The following is a 19,181-nucleotide window of genomic DNA, read 5'->3' as shown; positions in this document are numbered from 1 at the left end:
GGCCGGCCCGGCAGGCTCAGGATTGCCGCGCCGGCGACAAACCCAGACCGAGTCGGCTCAGCCGTGCGCGGGCCGCGGGTACCAACTGATCGCCCTGCCCGAGTGCCAACGCCATGAACCGCGTCAGCCCTGCGCGAGGGCCAGTGGCACCAGTTGCTCAGCCTCCGTCAGCGAGCCGTGCTGGCCGATCAGGGACGTCTCGACCGCTTCGGCCAGGCCGCGGACCATGCCGAACGTGCCCTGGGCCGCGGCGACGACGTCGCCGATGCGGGGGCGCACGCGGTCGCTCACGGTGCCGAACCAGCCTTGCGCGATGGCCTCGTCGCGGGGCAGGACCCAGGCGCGCGGGCCGAGGACGGACTGCCAGGCCGCCAGGACATCGGCGGCCGCGCCCGATTCGGTGTAGACGTGGCGGGCGCGGACCTCGCCGCCGAAGGCGCGGACACCGTCCAGCAGCTCCGGGGTGTCCTCGAGGTCGAGTTTGTCGTTCACGGTCACCATGCCGTGGTCGGCGACGACGGCCAGCAGCGCGCCCGCGGGGAGGCCGTCCACAATGGACTCGACAAGGCGGTCGACGTGCCGAAGCTGCATACGCCAGGCGGTGGAGCCGGGGCCGTAGAGGTGGCCGAGCAGGTCGAGTTCGCTGTGGTAGGCGTAGCAGAACGACCGTGCCGCGAGCACCTCCAGCGTCCGCGCGGCGAGGTCGCCCAGGGCGTGGACGCCGGCGTAGCGGGCGCCGCTCTGGGTGGCGCGGGTCAGGGCCGTGTCGGAGAACTGGGCGGAGGACACGACGACGGCGTCGAGGCCCGCCGCGGCAGCGCGTTCGAAAGTCGTCGGAAGCGGCTGGACCGAGCGAGGCGGGAGGGCGCCGCGCAAGTCGCTGCCGTCTTCGTGGGAGCGCCAGCGCAAGGCGTTGAGCACGCCCGTGCCCGGCACCTCGAACGTGTACCCGACCATCCCGTGCTCCCCCGACGCCAGGCCGGTGCCGATCGCGGCGACGCCGGCCGCCGTCGTCGACGGGAAGCCGACGCGCAACGGGCTCTTCGCGAGCTCCGTGAGCACCGGCGCGTCGGCCGCGTGCTCGGCCAGGAGCTGCCAGCCGAGGCCGTCGATGAGCAGCACGCACGCACTGCGCGCCTCCGGCAACGCCAGCGAACCCGCCTCGCCCGGCACGCCGAGCGCGCCCAGCACCGCGGGGACGACCTGGCCGAGGTGCGGGAGGTCCGTGATCTGGGGAACGTCCACGAAGACAGCTTCCCACCCGCCTGCGCGGCAGCGATAATCGACGCATGCCCACTTACGCCTACCGCTGCCGCGACTGCACCGACACGTTCGAGCTGCAACGGCCGATGAGCGAGTCCGGCGCGCCGGCGCCGTGTCCCGAGGGGCACACCGACACGGTGAAGCTGCTGACCACCGTCGCGCTCACCGGCTCCGCCGCGAGCCCCGCACCGTCGGGTGGCTGCTGCGGCGGCGGGTGCTGCGGCGGCTGACGGTCAGCAGGCCTTCAGCGCCTGGTCGAGGTCGTGCCAGAGGTCCTCGACGTCCTCGAGCCCGGCCGAGAGCCGGATCAGCCCGTGGGTGATGCCCGCCTCCTCGCGGTCGCTCTCGGCGACGACCCGGTGCGTGAGCGACGCCGGGTGCTGGATGAGCGTGTCGACGCTGCCGAGACTCACCGCCGGCGTGACCAGCCGGACGGCGGCGATCAGCGCGTGCGGATCGCCCGCCACCTCGAACGCGACGAGCGGGCCACCGAGCGTCGGGTAGTGCACGGCGGTCACCGCTTCGTGCTGCGCAAGGCGTTCGGCGAGCACGGCGGCGGTCTCGCTTGCCGCCGTCACGCGCAGCGGGAGCGTGGAAAGCCCGCGCAGCAACAGGTACCCCGCCAGCGGGTGCAGCACGGCGCCCGTGGCGAAGCGGATTCCCCGCAGCCGCGCGGCTTCCTCCGCGTCACACGCAACGACGCCACCCATCACGTCGCCGTGGCCGCCGAGGAACTTCGTCGCGCTGTGCAGCACGAGGCGCGCGCCGTGGCGGCCGGGGCGTTGCAGGACGGGCGTGGCGAAGGTGTTGTCGACGAGCACGGGCACGTCGCCGCACGCGTCGACGAGGGCTTTGACGTCGAGCTCGGTCAGCGTCGGGTTGGCGGGCGTCTCGACGAAGACCAGGCCCGTGTCCGGACTGAGCGCCGCGGCCACCTCGCCGGGCGCCGCCCACGTGACCTCGGTGCCGAGCAACCCGGACGTCAGCAGGTGATCGGTCGACCCGTACAGCGGCCGGACGCCCACGACGTGCCGCTTTCCTTGCGACACGGCGGAAAGCAGGCACGCGGACACCGCCGCCATCCCGCTCGCGAACGCCACCGCGTGGTCGAACCCCTCCAGCTCGGCCAGCGCGCGCTCGAACCGCTCGACGGTCGGGTTGCTGACGCGGCCGTAGATGCCGGAGACCTCGCCGCCGGTCGAGAACTCGTCGATCCGCAGGGCCTCGGCCGCGCTGTCGCGGGACGGGTACGTCGTCGAGAAATCGAGGGGTACGGCGTGCAAGCCCAGGTCGGTCAGGTCGTCGCGGCCGGCGTGGACGGCTCGGGTGCGCAGCGCGTTCGTCATGGCGTTGAGCGTCGGCCATCGTGCGATTTTGCCGCAACGGTTTCGGATATCATTCGCGGATGAGCGATTCCGTCGAACTGAGCACGGTGGACCTTGAGATTCTGCGCGTGCTGCAGAACGATGCGCGGACGTCGAACAAGGACCTCGCGGCCGCCGTCGGCGTCGCGCCGTCCACCTGCCTCGACCGCGTGGCCCGCCTCCGCTCGACGGGCGTGATCACGGGCCAGCACGCCTCCGTCGACGCCGCCAAACTCGGGCGGCCCCTGGAGGCGTTCCTGTTCGTACAGGTCCGGCCCCACCGGCGCGAGCTGGTGGACCCGTTCGTGTCCGACCTGCTCGCCCTGCCCGAGGTGCGCGCCGTCTACCACCTCACGGGCCCGGACGACTTCCTCGCCCACGTGGCCACCAGCTCCGCCGCCGAACTCCAACGGCTCGTGCTGGACGAGCTGACGGCCCGCGACGAGGTCGCGCGCGTGCACACGAACCTGGTGTTCCAGCACTGGAGTGGCGGGCCGCTGTTGCCGCCTACTCCGTCCGCACCTTGACGGGGTGCCGCGGGTCGGTGGGGCACAGGAAGATGTTCAACGCGCCCTGCTCGCCGAACTCCCAGCCGGCTTCCTCGTCGTCCCTCCGCTCGCACCCGCAGGGCACCTCGTCCTCCTGCGTCGCCAGCGCGATCGCCTGACGCAGGCGCGCGCCGCACTCGCGGCAGCTCAGGTCTTCCGGATCCCCTGCATACCAAGCCGTCCAGCCGCCGACTTTCGAGAACTGGCCGAGCTCGTAGTCGACGTCATCGCCGCTCGCCGGCAACCCCAGCTGCGCCCGGCGGTCCGGGGAGAACTCCTCGACGTAGGGGAATTCCCGGAGCCGGCACGGGTGCAGGACGCGTGGCTGAGGCAGGAACATGTCGTCCGCTTCTTCGGGTGGCTCCGGCGCTTCGGCGACTTCGACGACGGTGCTCGAGTCTCGCCAGAGCAGGCGCACGGCGGGGCCGTAGTGGTGCTTGCTTTCGTGCAGAGTCGTGCACAACAGCACCTGCGCCAGGTCCGCGCCCTCGGGGAACGGCAACTCCGGGAAGTCGCGGTGGTAGAACTGCGCGGCGCCGATCATCGCCGGCGCCGGCTCGTCGTCTGGGTGGCCGCCGGTCCAGCCGTCGTCGGACGCCTCGGGCCGCGGCGGCCAGGTGACGGGGCACGTCGGCCACGGCTCACTCGCGGGCCACAGCAGGGGGCCGCCGAGGTGGCTTTCGCCGACGGCGGGCTCGCCGTCCACGGGGTGGAGGCGCACCGCGGTGCGCGCGCGCTCGATCAGAGCGCTGAACTCGGTGGGGAGGTTCACCGCGCGAGGGTATCGCTCAGCACCGACAACTCCGGAGGACAGCGCGAATACCGACCGCGACGATTCCTTTCGATCGGGAATCGGTCAAAAACCCGGTCGTCGATTCCGGTAACGGACAACGCGGCCGGCCCGACGTCCGGACCACAAAGGATTTGCCGGTCGAGGGACGGAGGTAGCGCCATGACGAGCACGACCGGACCGGCCGCACAGAATTCCCAGGACTACTGGGGACCGCCGACGCAACCGATGCGACTGCCGCGCCAACCGGGGCAGATCAGCACGGTGATGTTGCTGCTCGCGGCGCTGTGCGGGGCGGCCGTGATCGGGGCGATCTGGCTGGGGATCGCACTGGCGGCGTGAGGGGATTCCGGTTTGTGAATTGCCGGAATGCACGAGTGGGCGGTGGCGGAGAACGCCCGGATCGCCTCAGTTGTCCACAGGCATGCCGAGTTGTGGACAACTGAGGCGATCCGGCGCTCAGTCGCCGAATTTGTCGGAGTGGGCCGATAGAATGGACATGGGCACGCCCCCTTGGGAGGGCGGGGGTGTTTTCCCGGCCGCCGCTACTCCCCGAAGTTCGACTCCACCAGACCGGTCACCTTGGCGAGCGCGTCCGAAGCCTCGGGCCCCCGGGCGCGCACCACGATGTGGTCGCCCTGGCGGGCGCCGAGGGACATGAGGGCCAGGACGCTGTGGGCGTCGGCTTCCTGGTCGCCCAGGCGGATCGTCACCTCGGCTTCCAGGGAGGCCAGGCTGCGCACCAGGACGGCGGCGGGGCGGGCGTGGAGGCCGACCTCGTTCGTCAGCGTGAGTTCCTTCTCCTGGGCATCACCAGGAGAGTCCACTGCGGCGAGGTCTGGAGCCAGGCCGGCACCCGCAGCGGCAGAGGCCACCGCCTTGCGGTCCGCCCCACCCTGAGCAGCGACGGCGGCCGCGATGGCGCCCTCCACCAGTGGACCGTCGGCGACCACGGCGGCAAGGCCGCCGGAAAGCGACTCCACCGCGAGCTCCGCCGTCATCTGCGCGCTGCCCAGGTCGTAGAGCAGCACCACGCCGTCGCCGGAGTCGGCGCGTTGGGTGGCGGCCACGACTTCGTCGTAGTCGGTGCCGATGCCGCCGTCGTCAGGGAGGCCGCCGGCGGGGATGATGCGGACGTCGGGGGCCATTTGGGCGGCCAGGTCGGCCAGGCCTTCGGCCAGTTTGGCGCTGTGCGAGACGAGCACGATCCCCACGGTCACCGGGCGGCCTCCGCGAACGCGCGCAGCAGCAGCGCCGTGGAGCGGGCGCCGGGGTCCATGTGGCCGACGGCGCGTTCGCCCAGATACGAAGCCCGGCCCTTGCGAGGCACCAGGTCCACTGTGGACTCGGCGCCGCGGTCGGCCGCGTCGGCCGCCGCGGTCAGCACGTCCGCGATCGAAGCGTCCGCGGGGCAAGCGGCGGCCGCGGAGACGGCCGGGATGAGCGCGTCGACCATCGTCGCGTCACCGCCCACCGCTTTGCCGCGCGCCTGCACACCGTCCAAAGCGGCCTGCAGAGCGGCCACCAGCAGCGGCACGTCGATCGAAGCCGCGTCGCCCAGTTTCGTCGACGCGCGCAGGAAAGCCGTGCCGTACAACGGACCCGCCGCGCCGCCGACCTTCGAGATCAACGTGGTGGCCGCCAGTTTGGCGACGCCCGCCGGGGTGGCGGGCACCTCCGTCTCCAGGGCGGACACGATCGCGGTGAACCCGCGGCTCATGTTCTCGCCGTGGTCGCCGTCGCCGATGGCGCGGTCTAGCTCCACCAGTTCGGAGCGGTGCTCGGCCACGACTTCGGCCGCGGCTCGCAGCGCGGCCGCGACTCCTTCGGAAGAACAACCCATCAGATCCCCCACCGCAGCGCGGACGTCCACACGGGCGCGTCCCACAGCTCGGTCAGCTCGTCGTCCAGCTTCAGCAGCGTCAGGCTCATCCCCTGCATCTCGAGACTCGTGATGTACGGGCCGACCAGCCTGCGCTCGACCACGATCCCACGCTCGGCCAGCAGCCGCTCGGCGATGCCGTGCGCGAGGTAGAGCTCCAGCAACGGCGTGGCACCCATGGAGTTCGTGAACAGCAGCACCTTGTCGCCCGCCTCGTACGGCAGATCCGACGCCACGGCCTCGACCATCCGCGCCACCAGCGCGTCGGCGGGCTCGGCCGGGATGCGCTCGCGGCCCGGCTCGCCGTGGATGCCGATGCCGAACTCGATCTCGTCCGGTCCCAGGTCGAAGCTCGGCTCGCCGACGTGCGGCACGATCGGAGCGCTCAACGCCACCCCGATCGACCGCACCTGCCCGACGACCTTGCGCGCCAGCGCCTCCACGGCGTCGAGCGAGTCGCCCCGCTCCGCGGCGGCGCCCACGATCTTCTCCAGCAGCACGGTCCCGCCGACGCCACGGCGGCCGGCGGTGAACGTGGAGTCCTTCACCGCGACGTCGTCGTCGATCACGACGCTGCGCACGTCGAGGTCCTCAGCCGCGGCCAGCTCGGCGGCGGTCTCGAAGTTCAGCACGTCACCGGTGTAGTTCTTCACGATCAGCAACGCACCGGACGGCCCGGTCGTCGCGGCGACCGCGGCCTGCACCCCGTCCGGCGTCGGGGACGTGAACACCGCGCCGGGCACCGCCGCGTCGAGCATGCCCCGCCCGACGAACCCGCCGTGCAGCGGTTCGTGGCCGGAGCCGCCACCCGAGATGACGGCGACCTTGCTCGGCACCGGCGCGTCGGCCCGCACCACGACGGCCGGATCGTCCTGGACACGGAGGATGTCGGCGTGGGCCACGGCGAGGCCTCTCAAGGACTCCGCGACCACTGTCGCCGGATCGTTGATGATCTTCTTCATGGCAGACCTCCGACACATCGGCGTGGTGGATGCCACCAACCTAGCCGCCGACACCGGCCCACCGCCAAGCTTCAGGCCCGCGGCAGGTTCCCCGCGACGCTTTTCGCCAGCGTGGTCGCCGTCGCACACGGGTCGCCGGTACCCGGCTTGAGGTCGTAGTCGGTGAACCCCACCTGGACGACTTCCACGTGGTCGCCCTGCCACGCCCGGTGCTGCCACTCGACCTTGCAGTCCGTCCCCGCCGTGCCCTTTTTCGCGTACGCCTGGTTCGCGCCGCCGACGTCGGCCTTCAGCCAGCCGTCGCCCTCCAGCGGTGGGAGGGCCGGGAAGAACATCACCGTGACGTTCGGGCTGTCGCCCCATTGGCAGCTGTGGAGCCCGGTCGCCCCGCCCTTCGTGCCCTTCAGCACTGCGTCCACGGCGGACTGGTCGAGCACCGCGCACGCGTCGGCTGTGAGCACGGATCCCTTGACGTCCGGGTATTTCAGCGGGGAGTTGTGCACCTTGTCCACGGCGGGAGCGAGCAAGGTTCGTCCCGCACGACACGGATCGCCACCCGGGTAATCGATCTCGAACGCGATGCCGAGGCTCGGATCGCGCGAGGTGAGCGCACTGACCTCACACGAACCGCCGGTGGTGTCGGGCACCTCGACCTGCGGCAGGCCGCCGACCTGGCCCGTGGTCTTGTCGGAGGCGAACAGCACGATCGCGCCGAGCTGCACGTCGACCGAGAGCTCCTTGCCACCGGCGTCGCGCACTTTGGCGCTGCACTCGTCGAACCGGACGCTCGACGCCGTGGGCTCGCCCTCGGGAGTGCCCAGCGCGGAGAGCGACGCCTTGTCGAGGAACTGGCACGGCAGCACCTGGCGCAGGGAACCCGCCGCGACCGCGGCATCGGTGATCGGCCCGCTGCCACCGTCCCCGCTCGCGGCGGGGACGGTGGTCCGGGGGAAGTTCTCCTTGCCCAGCTGCGGACCGCCACAGGCAGTCAGGACGAGGACACCGGCCACCACCAGGGGAAACAGCCGGCCGAGTTTGAGATCGCGCGCCACGCGGAGCACGGTAGCGGCAGCCGGCCCCGGCTGTCCGGACAACCCGCCTATCCGGCTGCCGGCGGTTCGGTGGTCTCGTCCTCGTCGGGCTGCTCGGTCTGGTCCAGCACGACGATCGGCCGCAGCCGCGCCCACAGGATGAACAACGCCGTGAAAATCAGCAGGGCGATGCCCGCCCACAGGTTGATGTTCACCCCGGACGACTTCACGCGGTCGGCCTCGGTCTCGAACGCCGCGCCCATCACCGTGAGGATGATGCCGTACACGCCGGTCAGCAGGGCGATGATCAGGCGGATGTCGAACGCGCCGGCCTTGCGCGCCCGCGGTGTGGATTCGGTTGCCATGGCGGCCGTCCTCCTAGAAGACGAAGTTCAGGACGAGGGTGAGGACTGCGGCGATACCGGCCAGCAGCACCGGCTTGCGGTACCAGCCCGCGTCTTCGCCGGTGGTCTCGTGCTTGAGCGAATCGCGCGGCGTGAGCGAGTAGACCAGGCCCACCAGCTCCGACTCCGGCTTGGGCGGCGTCAAGTACGTGACGCCCACGCTCACCACGATGTCGACGACGAACGCCGCGATCGCGGCCACGAAGCTGGCGCCCTGCCCGGGCAGGGAAAAGACGTCGGTCTTGTCGAGCACGAACACCACGATCGCCGCCGCCGTACCGAACACCAGGCCCGACCAGCCGGCCGCCTTGCTCATCCGCTTCCAGAACATGCCGAGGATGAACGTGGCGAACAGCGGCGCGTTGAAGAACGAGAACAGCGTCTGCAGGTAGTCCATCAGGTTCGCGTACGTCGACGCGATGAACGCCGTGCCGATCGCCAGGACGGTCGCGACCATGGTCACCACGCGGCCGGTGTTCAGGTAGTACTTGTCCGGCCGGTTCTTCACCATGTAGGTCTGGAAGATGTCGTAGGTGAACACGGTGTTGAACGAGCTCAGGTTCGCCGCCATGCCGGCCATGAACGACGCGAGCAGCCCCGCGATCGCGACGCCGAGGATGCCGTTGGGCAGCACGTCACGCATCAGCAGCAGGAGCGCGTCGTTGAACGTCGCGCCGCTGGGGGCGGGTTTGCCGTCGAGCAGGGCCTGCTTGTTCGCGCCCTGCAGCTCGGTCACGGTCACCGCGGCGACCATGCCCGGGATGATCACGAGGAACGGGATGAACATCTTCGGGAACGAGCCGATGATCGGCGTGCGCCGCGCGGCCGACATGCTCTTCGACGCCATCGCGCGCTGGACCTCGACGAAGTTCGTGGTCCAGTAACCGAACGAGAGCACGAACCCGAGGCCGAACACGAGACCCAGCACGGACAGGAAGTTGCTGCCGAAACCGGTCAGCTGGTTGCCAGGCCACGAGTGCGTCTGCGCGGCGCCGCCCGGGCTGTTGGTCACCTTCTCGATGAGGCCGTTCCAGCCGCCGACCTTGTACAGGGCGACGATCGTGAGCGGGATCAGCGCCGCGAGGATGACGAAGAACTGCAGCACCTCGTTGTAGATGGCCGCGGAGAGGCCACCGAGCGCGGTGTAGGTGAGCACGATGACGGCCGCGATGATGATCGAGACCCAGATCGGCCAGCCCAGCAGCAGGTTGACGACACTGGCCAGCAGGTACAGGTTGGCGCCCGCGATGAGGATCTGCGCGAGCGCGAAGCTGCTGCCGTTGACCCAGTGGGCGGCGGGGCCGAAGCGCCGGAGCATGAACTCGGGAACGCTGCGCACCTTGGAGCCGTAGTAGAACGGCATCATCACGACGCCGAGGAACAGCATCGCGGGGATCGCGCCGATCCAGAAGTAGTGCGCCGTCGGCAGGCCGTACTCGGCGCCGTTGGCGGACATGCCCATGACCTCGATCGCGCCGAGGTTGGCCGAGATGAACGCCAGGCCGGTCACCCACGCCGGGAGCGAGCGCCCGGAGAGGAAGAAGTCGAGACTGCTCGACACCTGTTTGCGGGCGAGATAGCCGATGCCCAGCACCAGCACGAAATAGAACGCCAGCTCGATGTAGTCGATCGCACTCGCGTCGAGCCGCAGGTTCGCGTCGGCAAGGACCTCCACGCGAGCCACCTCCGAATTCAACAATTTCCCACAGGAAACACCAGCGTCCTGTTAGATCCGGACAGTACTGCATGGATTCCGGAGCGGCACCCCGACACGGGCGATCTTGGAAAACGCCTTCTCGCCACGGCGATGAGCTGGGGAAACGCGGGCGTTCGGGGAGTGTGATCTTGACGGCTCGGGCACCGGTGACCGGAACCTCACGAACGCGCAGATGCGCTCACAAGGCACCACATCGTCCACTCAGGACGGTCGTCGGGGGTTGCGCCGGCGGCTCAGAACAGGCGGAACTCGTCCGATTCGATGCCGCGCAGGGCGTCGTAGTCCAGGGTCAGGCAGCGGATGCCGCGGTCTTCCGCGAGGGTGCGGGCCTGGGGCTTGATGATCTGCGCGGCGAAGACGCCCTGCACGGGGGCCAGGAGCGGGTCGCGGTTGAGGAGTTCGAGGTAGCGCGTGAGCTGCTCGACGCCGTCGATCTCGCCGCGGCGCTTGATCTCCACGGCGACGGACTTGCCATCCGCGTCGCGGGCCATGATGTCGACCGGGCCGATCGCGGTGGGGAACTCGCGGCGCACGAGGGTGTAGCCGTCGCCGAGGGTCTTGATGTGCTCGGCGAGCAGTTCCTGCAGGTGCGCTTCCACGCCGTCCTTCTGCAGGCCCGGTTCGGCGCCCAGCTCTTGCTCGTGGTCGTGGTAGATCTCGTCGAGCGAGATCACGAGCTTCTCGCCCTGCTTGTTCTCGACGATCCACAGGTTGCCGTCCTCGATGAGCCAGCAGGGCGGGCTCATCCAGTTCAGGGGCTTGTACGCGCGGTCGTCCGAGTGCACGGACACCGAACCGTCCGACTTGACGAGGAGCAGGCGCGTGGCCATCGGCAGGTGGGCGGTGAGGCGGCCGGCGTAGTCGACCTGGCAGCGAGCGATCACGAGACGCACCCGCCGAGGGTAGGACAGGCTCGGCGATACTGGGCGAGTGGACCCCATTCAGCGTGTCGCGACCCACGAGGTGTATCGGAACAACTGGATGACGGTGCGGGAGGACGCCATTCGCCGCACCGACGGCAGCGAAGGCATCTACGGCGTGGTCGACAAACCGACCTACGCCCTGATCATCCCGATGGACGGCGACCGCGTGCTCCTGGTCGACCAGTTCCGTTATCCCGTCGGCGAGCGCCGCTGGGAGTTCTGCCAGGGCACGGCCCCCGACCTCGCCGAAACGCCGCCCGCCGAGCTCGCGCGCCGCGAGCTGCGCGAGGAAACGGGCCTGCGCGCCGAAACCGTCACGGAGATCGGGATGCTGGAAGTCGCGCCCGGCATGTCGAGCCAGCGCGGCCACGTCTACCTCGCCACGGACCTGACCGAGGGCGAGCCGGAACGCGAGCTCGAGGAACAGGACATGACCACGGCGTGGTTCACCCGCTCTGAGGTCGAGAAGATGATCTCGACGGGCGGCATCACCGACGCGCAGTCGATCGCCGCGTACGCGCTCCTGCTGCTGCACGAGCGTCGTTGAACGCGGCTGGGACTTCTCAGTCCGGCCACTCGGCCTTGCGCTTCTCCAGGAACGCCGCCATGCCTTCCCGCGCGCCCGGCAGCTGCGACGCCGAGGCCATGACCTCCAACGCGATGGCGTAGGCGTCGGCTTCCGGGCGGTCGAGCTGGGCGTACAGCGTCTGCTTGCCCATGGCCTTGCTCGCGCGGCTGCCGCGCGTGGCCCGCGCGAGCAGGGCGGCGATGGCGTCGTCCAGCTCCTCGTCCGGGACGACGGAGTTGACCAGACCCCAGTCGAGCGCGGTGGCGGCGTCGACGACGTCGCCGGTCAGAGCCAGCTCCATCAAGCGTTTGCGGCCGATCGAGCGCGCCACCGGGACGGCCGGGGTGTGGCAGAACCAGCCGCCTTTGCCGCCGGGCAGGGCGAAACCCGCGGAAGACGCGGCGACGGCGAGGTCGCACGAGGCCACGAGCTGGCAGCCCGCCGCGGTCGCCAGGCCGTGCACGCGTGCGACCACGATCTGCGGCAGCGATTGCATGGTGCGCATCAGCTCGGTGCACAACGTCAGCAGCTCGCGCACGCCCATGAGGTCGCGCGCGGCGACGTCGCCGAAGTCGTGGCCCGCGGAGAAGACCGGGCCGGCGCCGGCGAGGACGATGCCCGTCGCGTCGGTGGTGCCGGCTTCGCGGAACGCCGCGAGCAGCTCGGTCAGGTGGTCGGCGGACAGCGAGTTGCGCCGCGCGGCGCGGTTCATCGTGATGGTGATCGTGTCACCGTCGCGCTTCACGAGGATGTGCTCGTACTCGGCCATACCCCGACCGTAACGCCGCCGGGCGCGGAACGGAACGTGCGCCGGTACGAATCGGGCCCGACGCCGACCTCCGCGCGCAGTCGACGGCGCAGGTTCGCGGCCGTGCCCAGCCCCGACCGCTGTGCGACGCGCTCCACCGGCAGCTCGGTGGTCTCCAGCAGGCGTTGCGCCAGCCGCACCCGTTGCACGCGCAGCCACCGCCCCGGCGTGACGCCCGTGGCCGCGGCGAACTCGCGGTGGAACGTCCGCTCGCTCATCCCGGCCTGGCCGCACAGGTCCGCCACACCGATCTCCTCGGCCAGCCGCGCCAGCGCCCAGTCCATAGTGGACGACAGACCCGGCCGGGCAGGCGCCGCGGGCAACGGGTTCTCGACGTACTGGCGCTGGCCGCCCTCGCGCGCGGGCGGCATCACGAGGCGCCGCGCGAGTTTCGCCGCGACATCGGCGCCGTGGTCGCGGCGCACGAGGTGCAGGCAGAGGTCGAGACCGCCGACCACGCCCGCCGAGGTGAGCACGCCGTCGGACTCGGTGTACAGGACGTCGCGCTGCAGCTCGGCCTGCGGCGCCGCGACGGCGAGTGCGTCGAGGTCCCACCAGTGCGTGGTCGCGGGGCGGCCGTCGAGCAGGCCCGCGGCCGCGAGGGTGAACGCGCCGGAGCACAGACCCGCCACGGTCGCGCCGGAACGGTGGGCCCGGCGCAACGCGGCCGACGCGGCGGGCGGCACCGGGGCGTGCGGATCGTCGCGGCCGGGCGCGAGGACGAGGTCGCAGCCGTCGAGTCCGGTCAATCCGTGCGTCGACGTGACTTCTCCGAACGGGGACAACGGGGTGCGCCGCCGGCCCGCCCCGCACAGCCGCACCGTGAACGGGCCGATGCCGCTCTCGCTGCGGTCCTGTGCCCAGACCTCGGCGATCACCCCGAGGTCGAACGCGCGCGTACCCGGCAGGAGCAGCACCCCGATCGTCCGCATGGCAGAAAAGTACCGGATCGCGCGCCTTCTGCCACTCCCCTCGGCGCCCGCGGCCCGGCGAGACTCACCGGTATGACCGCACTCATCCTCATCGACGTCCAGCGCGGGTTCTCCGACGAGCAGTTCTGGGGCCCGCGCAACAACCCCGGCGCGGAGGCCAACATCAAGGCCCTGCTCGACGCGTGGCAGCAGCGCCGCCTGCCCGTGGTGCTCGTGCACCACGACTCCGTGCACGCCGATTCGCCACTGCGGCCCGGCCAGTCGGGCAACGACTTCATGCCCGAGCTCGACGGCGCCCGCCCCGACCTGGTCTTCGGCAAGAAGGTGAACTCGGCCTTCCTCGGCGACGTAGACCTCGACGCGTGGCTCAAGACCCACGGCATCACGAGCTTCGTCCTCGCCGGGATCCAGACCAACTTCTGCTGCGAGACCACGGCCCGCATGGGCGGCAACCTCGGCTACGACGTGACCTTCGCGCTCGACGCGACCTTCACGTTCGACCTGCCCGCCCTCGACGGCACGACCGTGACGGCCGACGAGCTTTCCCACGTCACCGCGGCGAACCTGCACAACCAGTTCGCCACCGTCCGCAGCACCCAGGAAATCCTCGGCTAGCGCCGGTCGATCACCGCCCGCAGGAACTCCTTCGTCCGCTCGTGCGAAGGAGCGGTGAACAGCTTCTCCGGCGGCGCCTCCTCCAGCACCCGGCCGTGGTCGAACATCATCACCCGGTCCGAAACGTCCCGCGCGAACTGCATCTCGTGCGTCACGCACAGGATGGTGATGTCCGTGGTGGTCGCGATGTCGCGCAGCACTCGCAGGACGTCGGCGACGAGCTCCGGGTCCAGCGCCGAGGTGACCTCGTCGAGCAGCAGCACGTCGGGCCGCATCGCCAGGGCCCGGGCGATCGCGACCCGCTGCTGCTGCCCACCGGAGAGCCGCGTCGGATGCGCGTCGGCCTTGTCCTCGAGCCCGACCAGGCCGAGCAGCTCACGCGCCCGCTGCTCGGCCTCGGCCGCCGGCACCCCGAGCGAACGCACCGGCGCCTCGGTGATGTTGCGCAGCACGTTCATGTTGGGGAACAGGTTGAACTGCTGGAACACCATGCCGATGTGCCGCCGCATCAGCCGCAGGTGCTTCTCGTCCGCGGGCACCAGCCGGTCGCCGCGGCGAGTGTGGCTCAGGCACTCGCCGCCGACGTCGATCGTGCCGCCGTCCACCTTCTCCAACGTCATCAGCAGCCGCAGGATCGTCGTCTTGCCCGATCCGCTGGGACCGATCAGCGAGACGAACTCCCCCGGCGCCACGGTGAAGCCGAGGTCGTCGAGCACGACGTGGTCGCCGAACTTCTTGACCACACCGGAAAACCGGATCATCGCGGTGTCAGGCTCGTTCGGCACGGCGTTCCAATCGTCGGGCCAGCAGTGACGAGGGCAGGCTCACCAGCAGGAACAGCACCCCGGCCAGGGTGTAGGGCTCGACGACGCGGAAGGTCTCCGCACCGACCTCCTTGGCGCGGTTGAGCACGTCCAGCACGCCGATCGCCAGCAGCAGCGGCGTTTCCTTGAACATCGAGATCGTGTAGTTGCCCAGCGCCGGCACCACCCGCGGGATCGCCTGGGGCAGCACGACCGCCGTCCACACCCGCTGCCGTGGCAGGTTCAGCGCCACCGCCGCCTCCCACTGTCCTTTCGGGACGGCTTCGATCCCGGCCCGGTAGACCTCGGCGGTGTAGGTCGCGTAGTGCACGCCGAGCGCCGCGACGCCGGTGACGAACGCCGACATCGTGATCCCCGTCAACGGCGGAACGAGCCAATACAGTACGAAGACTTGGATCAGCAGCGGCGTGCTGCGAATGAACTCGATGAAGAACAACACCAAGCGCGAAAGCACCGGGATCCCGGCCCGGCGCAGCAAGGCCAGCACCAAGCCGAGCGCGTACGCGACGGCCGAACCGAGCAGCGTGAGCTCGACCGTGACCAGCAATCCCTTCAGCAGCAACGGGATCGCGTCGGCGGCGGCCTGCCAGTCCCAGTTCATCCGGTACCTCCGCCCCCGACCGAGAGCACCGGGGCCGTGCTCGCCACCGGTGCGCGGCCGAGCCGGCGTGCCGCCCACCGCTCCAGCGCGCGCATCCCGGTCGTGATCAGGATGGCGAGCAGGAGGTAGAGCACCAGCTCGGTGCCGTAGATCCAGCCGATGTCCGCGCCGAACACCGGCCGCAACAGCTCACCGCGTTCGGTGATCTCGCCCGCGGAGATGAAGGACAGCAGCGCGGTGCTCTTCAGCAGCTGGATGAACAGGTTGTTGAAGGGCGGCAGCATCTCGGCGAACGCCTGCGGCAGGAGCACTCGCACCATCCGCTGCGCCGGCGAGAAGTTGAGCGCGACAGCCCCTTCGTACTGCTCCTTCGGCACCGACCGCACGGCGCCGCGCACGACCTCGGCCCCGTATGCGCCGTGGTTCAGGCCAAGGACCAGGATGCCGGCGAACAACGGCACCAGCTGGAGCCCGACGAGCACCGGAAGCACGAAATACAGCCAGAACAGCTGGACGACCTCGGACGTTCCGCGGAAAACCTCGACGTACACCCGCGCGACCGCGCGGACGGGCCACCTCGGTGAGAGCAGGGCGAGTCCGGCGATCAGCGCGACGACAATGGTGACAACGATCCCGCCGACCGCGGCCTCGATTGTGGTGCCCAGCCCGGCGAGGATGGACGAGATGATGTGCGGCACGTTCGACACGGCGCGCCGCCCGTCACGCGGCGCAGAGCTTCTCGGTCGTCACGTCCGGCTTCGGCAGATTCGCCTGCGTGAAGCCGAAGGGCGCGACGATCCTCGTCCACTCCCCACTGTCGTGCAGCTTCTTCAGCTCGGTGTTGAACGCGTCGACCAGCGGCTTGTCGGCCGTGCGGAAGACGAACCCGCCCGCCGAGATCACCGGCACGCCGTTTTCGACCGGGTCGAACCCGGGCGTCACCTCGGCGGCGGCGCCGGGGTTCTTCTTCAGCACGTCCTTCAGCGAGATGTCGGTGAGCGCCGCGGCGTAGACGCGGCCGTCGGTGACCGCGCGCAGCATGTTGTCCTGGGAGTCCAGCGTCTGGATCTGGTCCTCGGACACACCGGCGCTGGTCGCGTAACCCTTCTCGACCGCCGCGGACAGCACCGCGACCTTGACCTTCTTCGCCGCGATGTCCTGGAACGTCAGCACCTGCTGCGGGTTGCCCTTCGGCACGAGCAGAGCGGTGAGCGCCGAGTAGTCCGGGATGGAGAACGCGGCCTGCCCGCAGCGTGCCGCGGTGATGTTCATGCCCGCCGCCACCACGTCGTACTGCTTCGCGTTGAGCGCCGGGATCAGCTGATCGAACGAAACAGCGCTCGCTTCGACGTTGTCGATCCCCAAGTTCCGGAATACGACTCGCGCTACTTCAGGGGCCTCGCCCGTGACTTTTCCGCTTTGATCGGTGAATCCGTAGGGGGATTCGTTCGCGATTCCGATTTTGATCTTCTTGGCGGACTGAGCCGCCTGCAACGCGTCACCGGACGACGTCGACGTACATGCGGAAAGAAGCACCGGACCACCCAGTACGACTGCTCCCACCAGTGCGGATCTCCGGAACAACTGCCGTCGCGACCATTCGTCGTGCTTCATCACAGCACCTCGTTTCGATCACATTTCCGTGCGTCGAACGTAGGTGTCGACCGGGTACGAGGCACGCCGAGCACAGCCGATAAGCGCCAGCCGTTACCGTAAATTGACCGGCCGGAACAATGCGTGTTCGAGAGCTTTCAGTCCGTGGCCCGTTTGTCCTGGTTCACCGGACGCACGATCGCCACGCCGCGGTCCAGGTCGATCATCCCCAGCGGCGGCGCGCCCTGAGCGTCCTGGTCGAGGGTCATCTCCACCGAGTCGCGGTGCTCGAGCTCGTTGCGCTTGGTGCCGTAGAGGAACGAGGTGACCTCGTCGAGGTACGTGGAGGACAGCCGCCGCTTCAGCCGCGACGGCTTGCGGCCCGGCCGCACTTCCCACGCGCCCACGATCACGAGCAGCAGCGTCGCGGCGGGCAAGGCGATCGACATGATGACCTGCACGTCTCACCCAACGTGCGACGGGCGGGCCGCGTTCCGCGCGATCAGGTCGGCGAGCTGGGCGGCATCGCGGACGGCGACCAGTTCCGGCAGCATCGGGTGCCACGCGGGCCGGGGCCGGTACTCCTGGTCCTTGACCCACTCCCACCAGGTCGGGCGGAAGTCGATCGTCCCGAGGCCGTCGCCGAGGTCGTGCACGCGGGGCGCCCGGAGAGCCGCGAGCGGCACCCAGCGGAACTCCGAGCCCGACCCGCCGTGGGCGACGAACACGAGCCGGCGGTCGGTGACGAAGTAGGTCGTGATGGCGAGCAACGCGCGGCGTTCCTTCGGGCGCTCGACCGCGAACCCGGCCACGAGCGCGAGCACGATGATCCACGCGTAGAAGGCCGCGTTCAGCACGTCGAACCAAGCGATCACGAAGCTGCCGCCGAACGCGAGGACGGCGAGCACCACCCACCAGTAGTAGTCGCGGAACCGCCGGTGGTAGCGCTGCGGCCGGCCGGACCACAACACCGTCTCGCCCTCTTCGATCGGAAACATCGCGCCCTCCCAGTCCTGAAATGAGCACGCTGCCCGGTTCGCCGGGGTTGCCCCGCGCGGCGAACTCACCCGACGACCGAGGAGTGTCCCGAGTTGCGCGAGATGAGCTCGGCGACCTCGTGCGCGTCGCGGATCCCCATCAGCTCGGGCAGCTCCGGGTACCACACCGGCCGCGGCCGGTACTCCTGGTCCTTGAGCCACTCCGACACGGTCGGCCGGAAGTCGACGATGCCGAGCTCGCCCCCGATGTCGCGGACCCGCGGCCGGCGCAGGTACGCCAAGGGAATCCAGCGGAACTCCGCGCCCTGTGGCCAGTACACGACGAACACCAAGCGCCGATCAGTCACGACGTACGTGGTCGCCCCCACCCGGCTCGCCCGCTCCCGGTGCCGCGCGATCGCGGAGCCGGTCATGCCCGACACCGCCACGGCCATGACCGGGATGCCGTACTCCGGTGCGTCGAAGATGCCCGTCAGGACGACGCCGACCACGATGATCACCACGACCACCACGAACCAGTGGTAGTCGCGGTAACGCCAGTAGTACCGCTGCGGCCGTCCCGTCCACAACACCGTCTCGTCCGGCTCGATCGGATACATCGCGCCTCCCCCGCTCCCCGGAATGAGTACGTCGTCCGGTTCGCCGGGGTTGTCCCCCGCGGCGAAGTGCTGTGACCGAAATCCGCGAGACTCCGCTGTGAGCGGCGATTACCGTGGAACAACGTGACTTGGAGTGGGTACGGCAGTTATCTCGTCATCGTGGTCCTCATCGTCCTGGCGCCGGGACCGGACACGATGGTGATGCTGAAGAACGCGCTGTCCGGCGGCGCCCGCGGCGGGCTGCTCGCGACGGCCGGCATCTTCGCCGGCAACGCGTTGCAGGGCACCGCCGCGGCGCTCGGGCTCGGCGTGGTCATCGCCCGGTCCCAGCCGGTGTTCATCACGCTCAAGTGGCTCGGCGCGGCGTACCTCGTGTTCCTCGGGTTCCAGGCCCTGCGCGGCGCGTGGCGCGGCAACTACGCGCAAGTCGAGGAGACCCAGCGCAAGCGCACGAGCGGCTTCCGCCGCTGGCGCGAAGGGTTCCTGTCCAACGTGACGAACCCGAAGGTCCTCGTGCTGTACCTGTCGGTGCTGCCGCAGTTCCTCGACCCCGTGCGCACCACCACGTGGGACGCGCTCGTGCTTGCCTACACCGTTGCGGTGCTGGGCACGGTGTGGCTGCTGGTGCTGCTGTTCTTCGTGCACCGCGTGCGCGCGTGGCTCAAGCAGCGCAAGGTGCGCCGCGCGCTCGACGGTGTGACCGGCACCGCGCTCGTCGGCTTCGGGGCGGCCCTGGCCCTGGAGTCCTGACCCGGGTTA

Annotated in this window: 25 protein-coding genes; 6 read left to right on the top strand and 19 right to left on the bottom strand. The window is 70.0% G+C overall.

Going from position 1 to position 19,181, the window contains the following annotated elements:
• Window positions 1-123: 123 nt before the first annotated feature.
• Window positions 124-1,245 (bottom strand): nucleotide pyrophosphatase/phosphodiesterase family protein, encoded by a 1,122-nt coding sequence (locus AB0H62_RS32800; RefSeq protein WP_360590399.1) that lies wholly within the window; start codon window positions 1,243-1,245, stop codon window positions 124-126.
• A 44-nt stretch (window positions 1,246-1,289) separates the two neighbouring features.
• On the opposite strand from AB0H62_RS32800, the gene AB0H62_RS32795 reads away from it, so the two are divergent.
• Complete coding sequence (locus AB0H62_RS32795) at window positions 1,290-1,493, top strand: zinc ribbon domain-containing protein (protein ID WP_220243781.1); 204 nt, start codon at window positions 1,290-1,292, stop codon at window positions 1,491-1,493.
• Between the two features lie 3 nt (window positions 1,494-1,496).
• Here AB0H62_RS32795 and AB0H62_RS32790 read toward each other — a convergent pair whose 3' ends face one another.
• A complete protein-coding gene (locus tag AB0H62_RS32790) occupies window positions 1,497-2,609 on the bottom strand; it encodes a PLP-dependent transferase (protein ID WP_360590396.1) in 1,113 nt (370 codons plus the stop codon).
• 59 nt (window positions 2,610-2,668) lie between these two features.
• Between AB0H62_RS32790 and AB0H62_RS32785 the strand changes: the two genes are divergently transcribed.
• Window positions 2,669-3,154, top strand: a complete 486-nt coding sequence (locus tag AB0H62_RS32785; protein WP_220243783.1) for an Lrp/AsnC family transcriptional regulator — start codon at window positions 2,669-2,671, stop codon at window positions 3,152-3,154.
• On the opposite strand, the gene AB0H62_RS32780 is transcribed toward AB0H62_RS32785, so the two are convergent.
• Window positions 3,135-3,947, bottom strand: a complete 813-nt coding sequence (locus AB0H62_RS32780) for a hypothetical protein (protein WP_360590394.1) — start codon at window positions 3,945-3,947, stop codon at window positions 3,135-3,137. The two genes, AB0H62_RS32785 and AB0H62_RS32780, sit on opposite strands and share 20 nt — an antisense overlap.
• A gap of 180 nt (window positions 3,948-4,127) precedes the next feature.
• Here AB0H62_RS32780 and AB0H62_RS32775 point away from each other — a divergent pair, with 180 nt between their 5' ends.
• Window positions 4,128-4,307, top strand: coding sequence for a hypothetical protein (locus AB0H62_RS32775; protein ID WP_220243785.1), 180 nt, complete (start codon window positions 4,128-4,130; stop codon window positions 4,305-4,307).
• Window positions 4,308-4,510: 203 nt separating this feature from the next.
• On the opposite strand, the gene dhaM is transcribed toward AB0H62_RS32775, so the two are convergent.
• From dhaM to nucS, 7 genes are all read right to left on the bottom strand, one after another.
• Window positions 4,511-5,185 carry a dihydroxyacetone kinase phosphoryl donor subunit DhaM gene (dhaM, locus tag AB0H62_RS32770; protein ID WP_220243786.1) on the bottom strand — a complete coding sequence of 225 codons (675 nt, stop codon included), beginning with the start codon at window positions 5,183-5,185 and terminating at the stop codon, window positions 4,511-4,513.
• On the bottom strand, window positions 5,182-5,808 hold the full coding sequence (gene dhaL / locus AB0H62_RS32765; RefSeq protein WP_220243787.1) for a dihydroxyacetone kinase subunit DhaL: 627 nt from the start codon (window positions 5,806-5,808) through the stop codon (window positions 5,182-5,184). Before dhaL ends, dhaM begins: the two co-directional genes overlap by 4 nt.
• Window positions 5,808-6,809: a dihydroxyacetone kinase subunit DhaK gene (gene dhaK / locus AB0H62_RS32760; RefSeq protein ID WP_220243788.1), complete on the bottom strand. Its 1,002-nt coding sequence runs from the start codon at window positions 6,807-6,809 to the stop codon at window positions 5,808-5,810. The genes dhaL and dhaK overlap by 1 nt, the downstream gene beginning before the upstream one ends.
• Window positions 6,810-6,880: 71 nt before the next feature.
• The gene (locus AB0H62_RS32755; protein WP_255638405.1) at window positions 6,881-7,861 is read right to left on the bottom strand and encodes a DUF3558 domain-containing protein; all 981 of its coding nucleotides are present in this window, start codon (window positions 7,859-7,861) and stop codon (window positions 6,881-6,883) included.
• Window positions 7,862-7,908: 47 nt separating this feature from the next.
• Window positions 7,909-8,205, bottom strand: a complete 297-nt coding sequence (locus AB0H62_RS32750) for a hypothetical protein (protein WP_220243789.1) — start codon at window positions 8,203-8,205, stop codon at window positions 7,909-7,911.
• Between the two features lie 13 nt (window positions 8,206-8,218).
• The gene (locus tag AB0H62_RS32745; protein WP_220243790.1) at window positions 8,219-9,919 is read right to left on the bottom strand and encodes a sodium:solute symporter family protein; all 1,701 of its coding nucleotides are present in this window, start codon (window positions 9,917-9,919) and stop codon (window positions 8,219-8,221) included.
• Between the two features lie 275 nt (window positions 9,920-10,194).
• Window positions 10,195-10,854, bottom strand: coding sequence for an endonuclease NucS (gene nucS, locus AB0H62_RS32740; RefSeq protein WP_220243791.1), 660 nt, complete (start codon window positions 10,852-10,854; stop codon window positions 10,195-10,197).
• A 37-nt stretch (window positions 10,855-10,891) separates the two neighbouring features.
• Here nucS and AB0H62_RS32735 point away from each other — a divergent pair, with 37 nt between their 5' ends.
• Window positions 10,892-11,431 (top strand): NUDIX hydrolase, encoded by a 540-nt coding sequence (locus tag AB0H62_RS32735; protein WP_220243792.1) that lies wholly within the window; start codon window positions 10,892-10,894, stop codon window positions 11,429-11,431.
• A 16-nt stretch (window positions 11,432-11,447) separates the two neighbouring features.
• Here the strand turns inward: AB0H62_RS32735 and AB0H62_RS32730 are convergent, their stop codons facing one another.
• Complete coding sequence (locus AB0H62_RS32730) at window positions 11,448-12,221, bottom strand: enoyl-CoA hydratase-related protein (protein WP_354883477.1); 774 nt, start codon at window positions 12,219-12,221, stop codon at window positions 11,448-11,450.
• Window positions 12,194-13,192, bottom strand: a complete 999-nt coding sequence (locus AB0H62_RS32725) for a helix-turn-helix domain-containing protein (protein WP_360590389.1) — start codon at window positions 13,190-13,192, stop codon at window positions 12,194-12,196. Before AB0H62_RS32725 ends, AB0H62_RS32730 begins: the two co-directional genes overlap by 28 nt.
• 72 nt (window positions 13,193-13,264) lie before the next feature.
• Between AB0H62_RS32725 and AB0H62_RS32720 the strand changes: the two genes are divergently transcribed.
• Window positions 13,265-13,807: a cysteine hydrolase family protein gene (locus AB0H62_RS32720; protein WP_360590387.1), complete on the top strand. Its 543-nt coding sequence runs from the start codon at window positions 13,265-13,267 to the stop codon at window positions 13,805-13,807.
• Here AB0H62_RS32720 and ehuA read toward each other — a convergent pair.
• The 7 genes from ehuA to AB0H62_RS32685 all read right to left on the bottom strand — a co-directional run bounded on the left by ehuA (window position 13,804) and on the right by AB0H62_RS32685 (window position 18,422).
• Window positions 13,804-14,568 carry an ectoine/hydroxyectoine ABC transporter ATP-binding protein EhuA gene (ehuA, locus tag AB0H62_RS32715; RefSeq protein WP_220247071.1) on the bottom strand — a complete coding sequence of 255 codons (765 nt, stop codon included), beginning with the start codon at window positions 14,566-14,568 and terminating at the stop codon, window positions 13,804-13,806. The genes AB0H62_RS32720 and ehuA overlap by 4 nt on opposite strands.
• Window positions 14,569-14,575: 7 nt before the next feature.
• Window positions 14,576-15,232: an ectoine/hydroxyectoine ABC transporter permease subunit EhuD gene (gene ehuD, locus AB0H62_RS32710; protein ID WP_360590386.1), complete on the bottom strand. Its 657-nt coding sequence runs from the start codon at window positions 15,230-15,232 to the stop codon at window positions 14,576-14,578.
• Window positions 15,229-15,939 (bottom strand): ectoine/hydroxyectoine ABC transporter permease subunit EhuC, encoded by a 711-nt coding sequence (ehuC, locus tag AB0H62_RS32705; protein WP_220243797.1) that lies wholly within the window; start codon window positions 15,937-15,939, stop codon window positions 15,229-15,231. The genes ehuD and ehuC overlap by 4 nt, the downstream gene beginning before the upstream one ends.
• A 13-nt stretch (window positions 15,940-15,952) precedes the next feature.
• On the bottom strand, window positions 15,953-16,846 hold the full coding sequence (gene ehuB, locus AB0H62_RS32700; protein ID WP_360590383.1) for an ectoine/hydroxyectoine ABC transporter substrate-binding protein EhuB: 894 nt from the start codon (window positions 16,844-16,846) through the stop codon (window positions 15,953-15,955).
• Between the two features lie 137 nt (window positions 16,847-16,983).
• Window positions 16,984-17,274: a DUF6191 domain-containing protein gene (locus AB0H62_RS32695; RefSeq protein ID WP_354883461.1), complete on the bottom strand. Its 291-nt coding sequence runs from the start codon at window positions 17,272-17,274 to the stop codon at window positions 16,984-16,986.
• A 15-nt stretch (window positions 17,275-17,289) separates the two neighbouring features.
• Window positions 17,290-17,823 carry a hypothetical protein gene (locus AB0H62_RS32690; protein ID WP_220243800.1) on the bottom strand — a complete coding sequence of 178 codons (534 nt, stop codon included), beginning with the start codon at window positions 17,821-17,823 and terminating at the stop codon, window positions 17,290-17,292.
• Between the two features lie 65 nt (window positions 17,824-17,888).
• The gene (locus tag AB0H62_RS32685) at window positions 17,889-18,422 is read right to left on the bottom strand and encodes a hypothetical protein (protein ID WP_360590381.1); all 534 of its coding nucleotides are present in this window, start codon (window positions 18,420-18,422) and stop codon (window positions 17,889-17,891) included.
• Window positions 18,423-18,545: 123 nt separating this feature from the next.
• On the opposite strand from AB0H62_RS32685, the gene AB0H62_RS32680 reads away from it, so the two are divergent.
• A complete protein-coding gene (locus tag AB0H62_RS32680) occupies window positions 18,546-19,172 on the top strand; it encodes a LysE family translocator (protein ID WP_220243803.1) in 627 nt (208 codons plus the stop codon).
• The last annotated feature ends 9 nt before the right edge of the window (window positions 19,173-19,181 follow it).

The organism is Amycolatopsis sp. NPDC050768 (assembly GCF_040654155.1).
Taxonomy (GTDB): domain Bacteria; phylum Actinomycetota; class Actinomycetes; order Mycobacteriales; family Pseudonocardiaceae; genus Amycolatopsis.
This window is presented reverse-complemented; position numbering and strand designations above follow the sequence as displayed.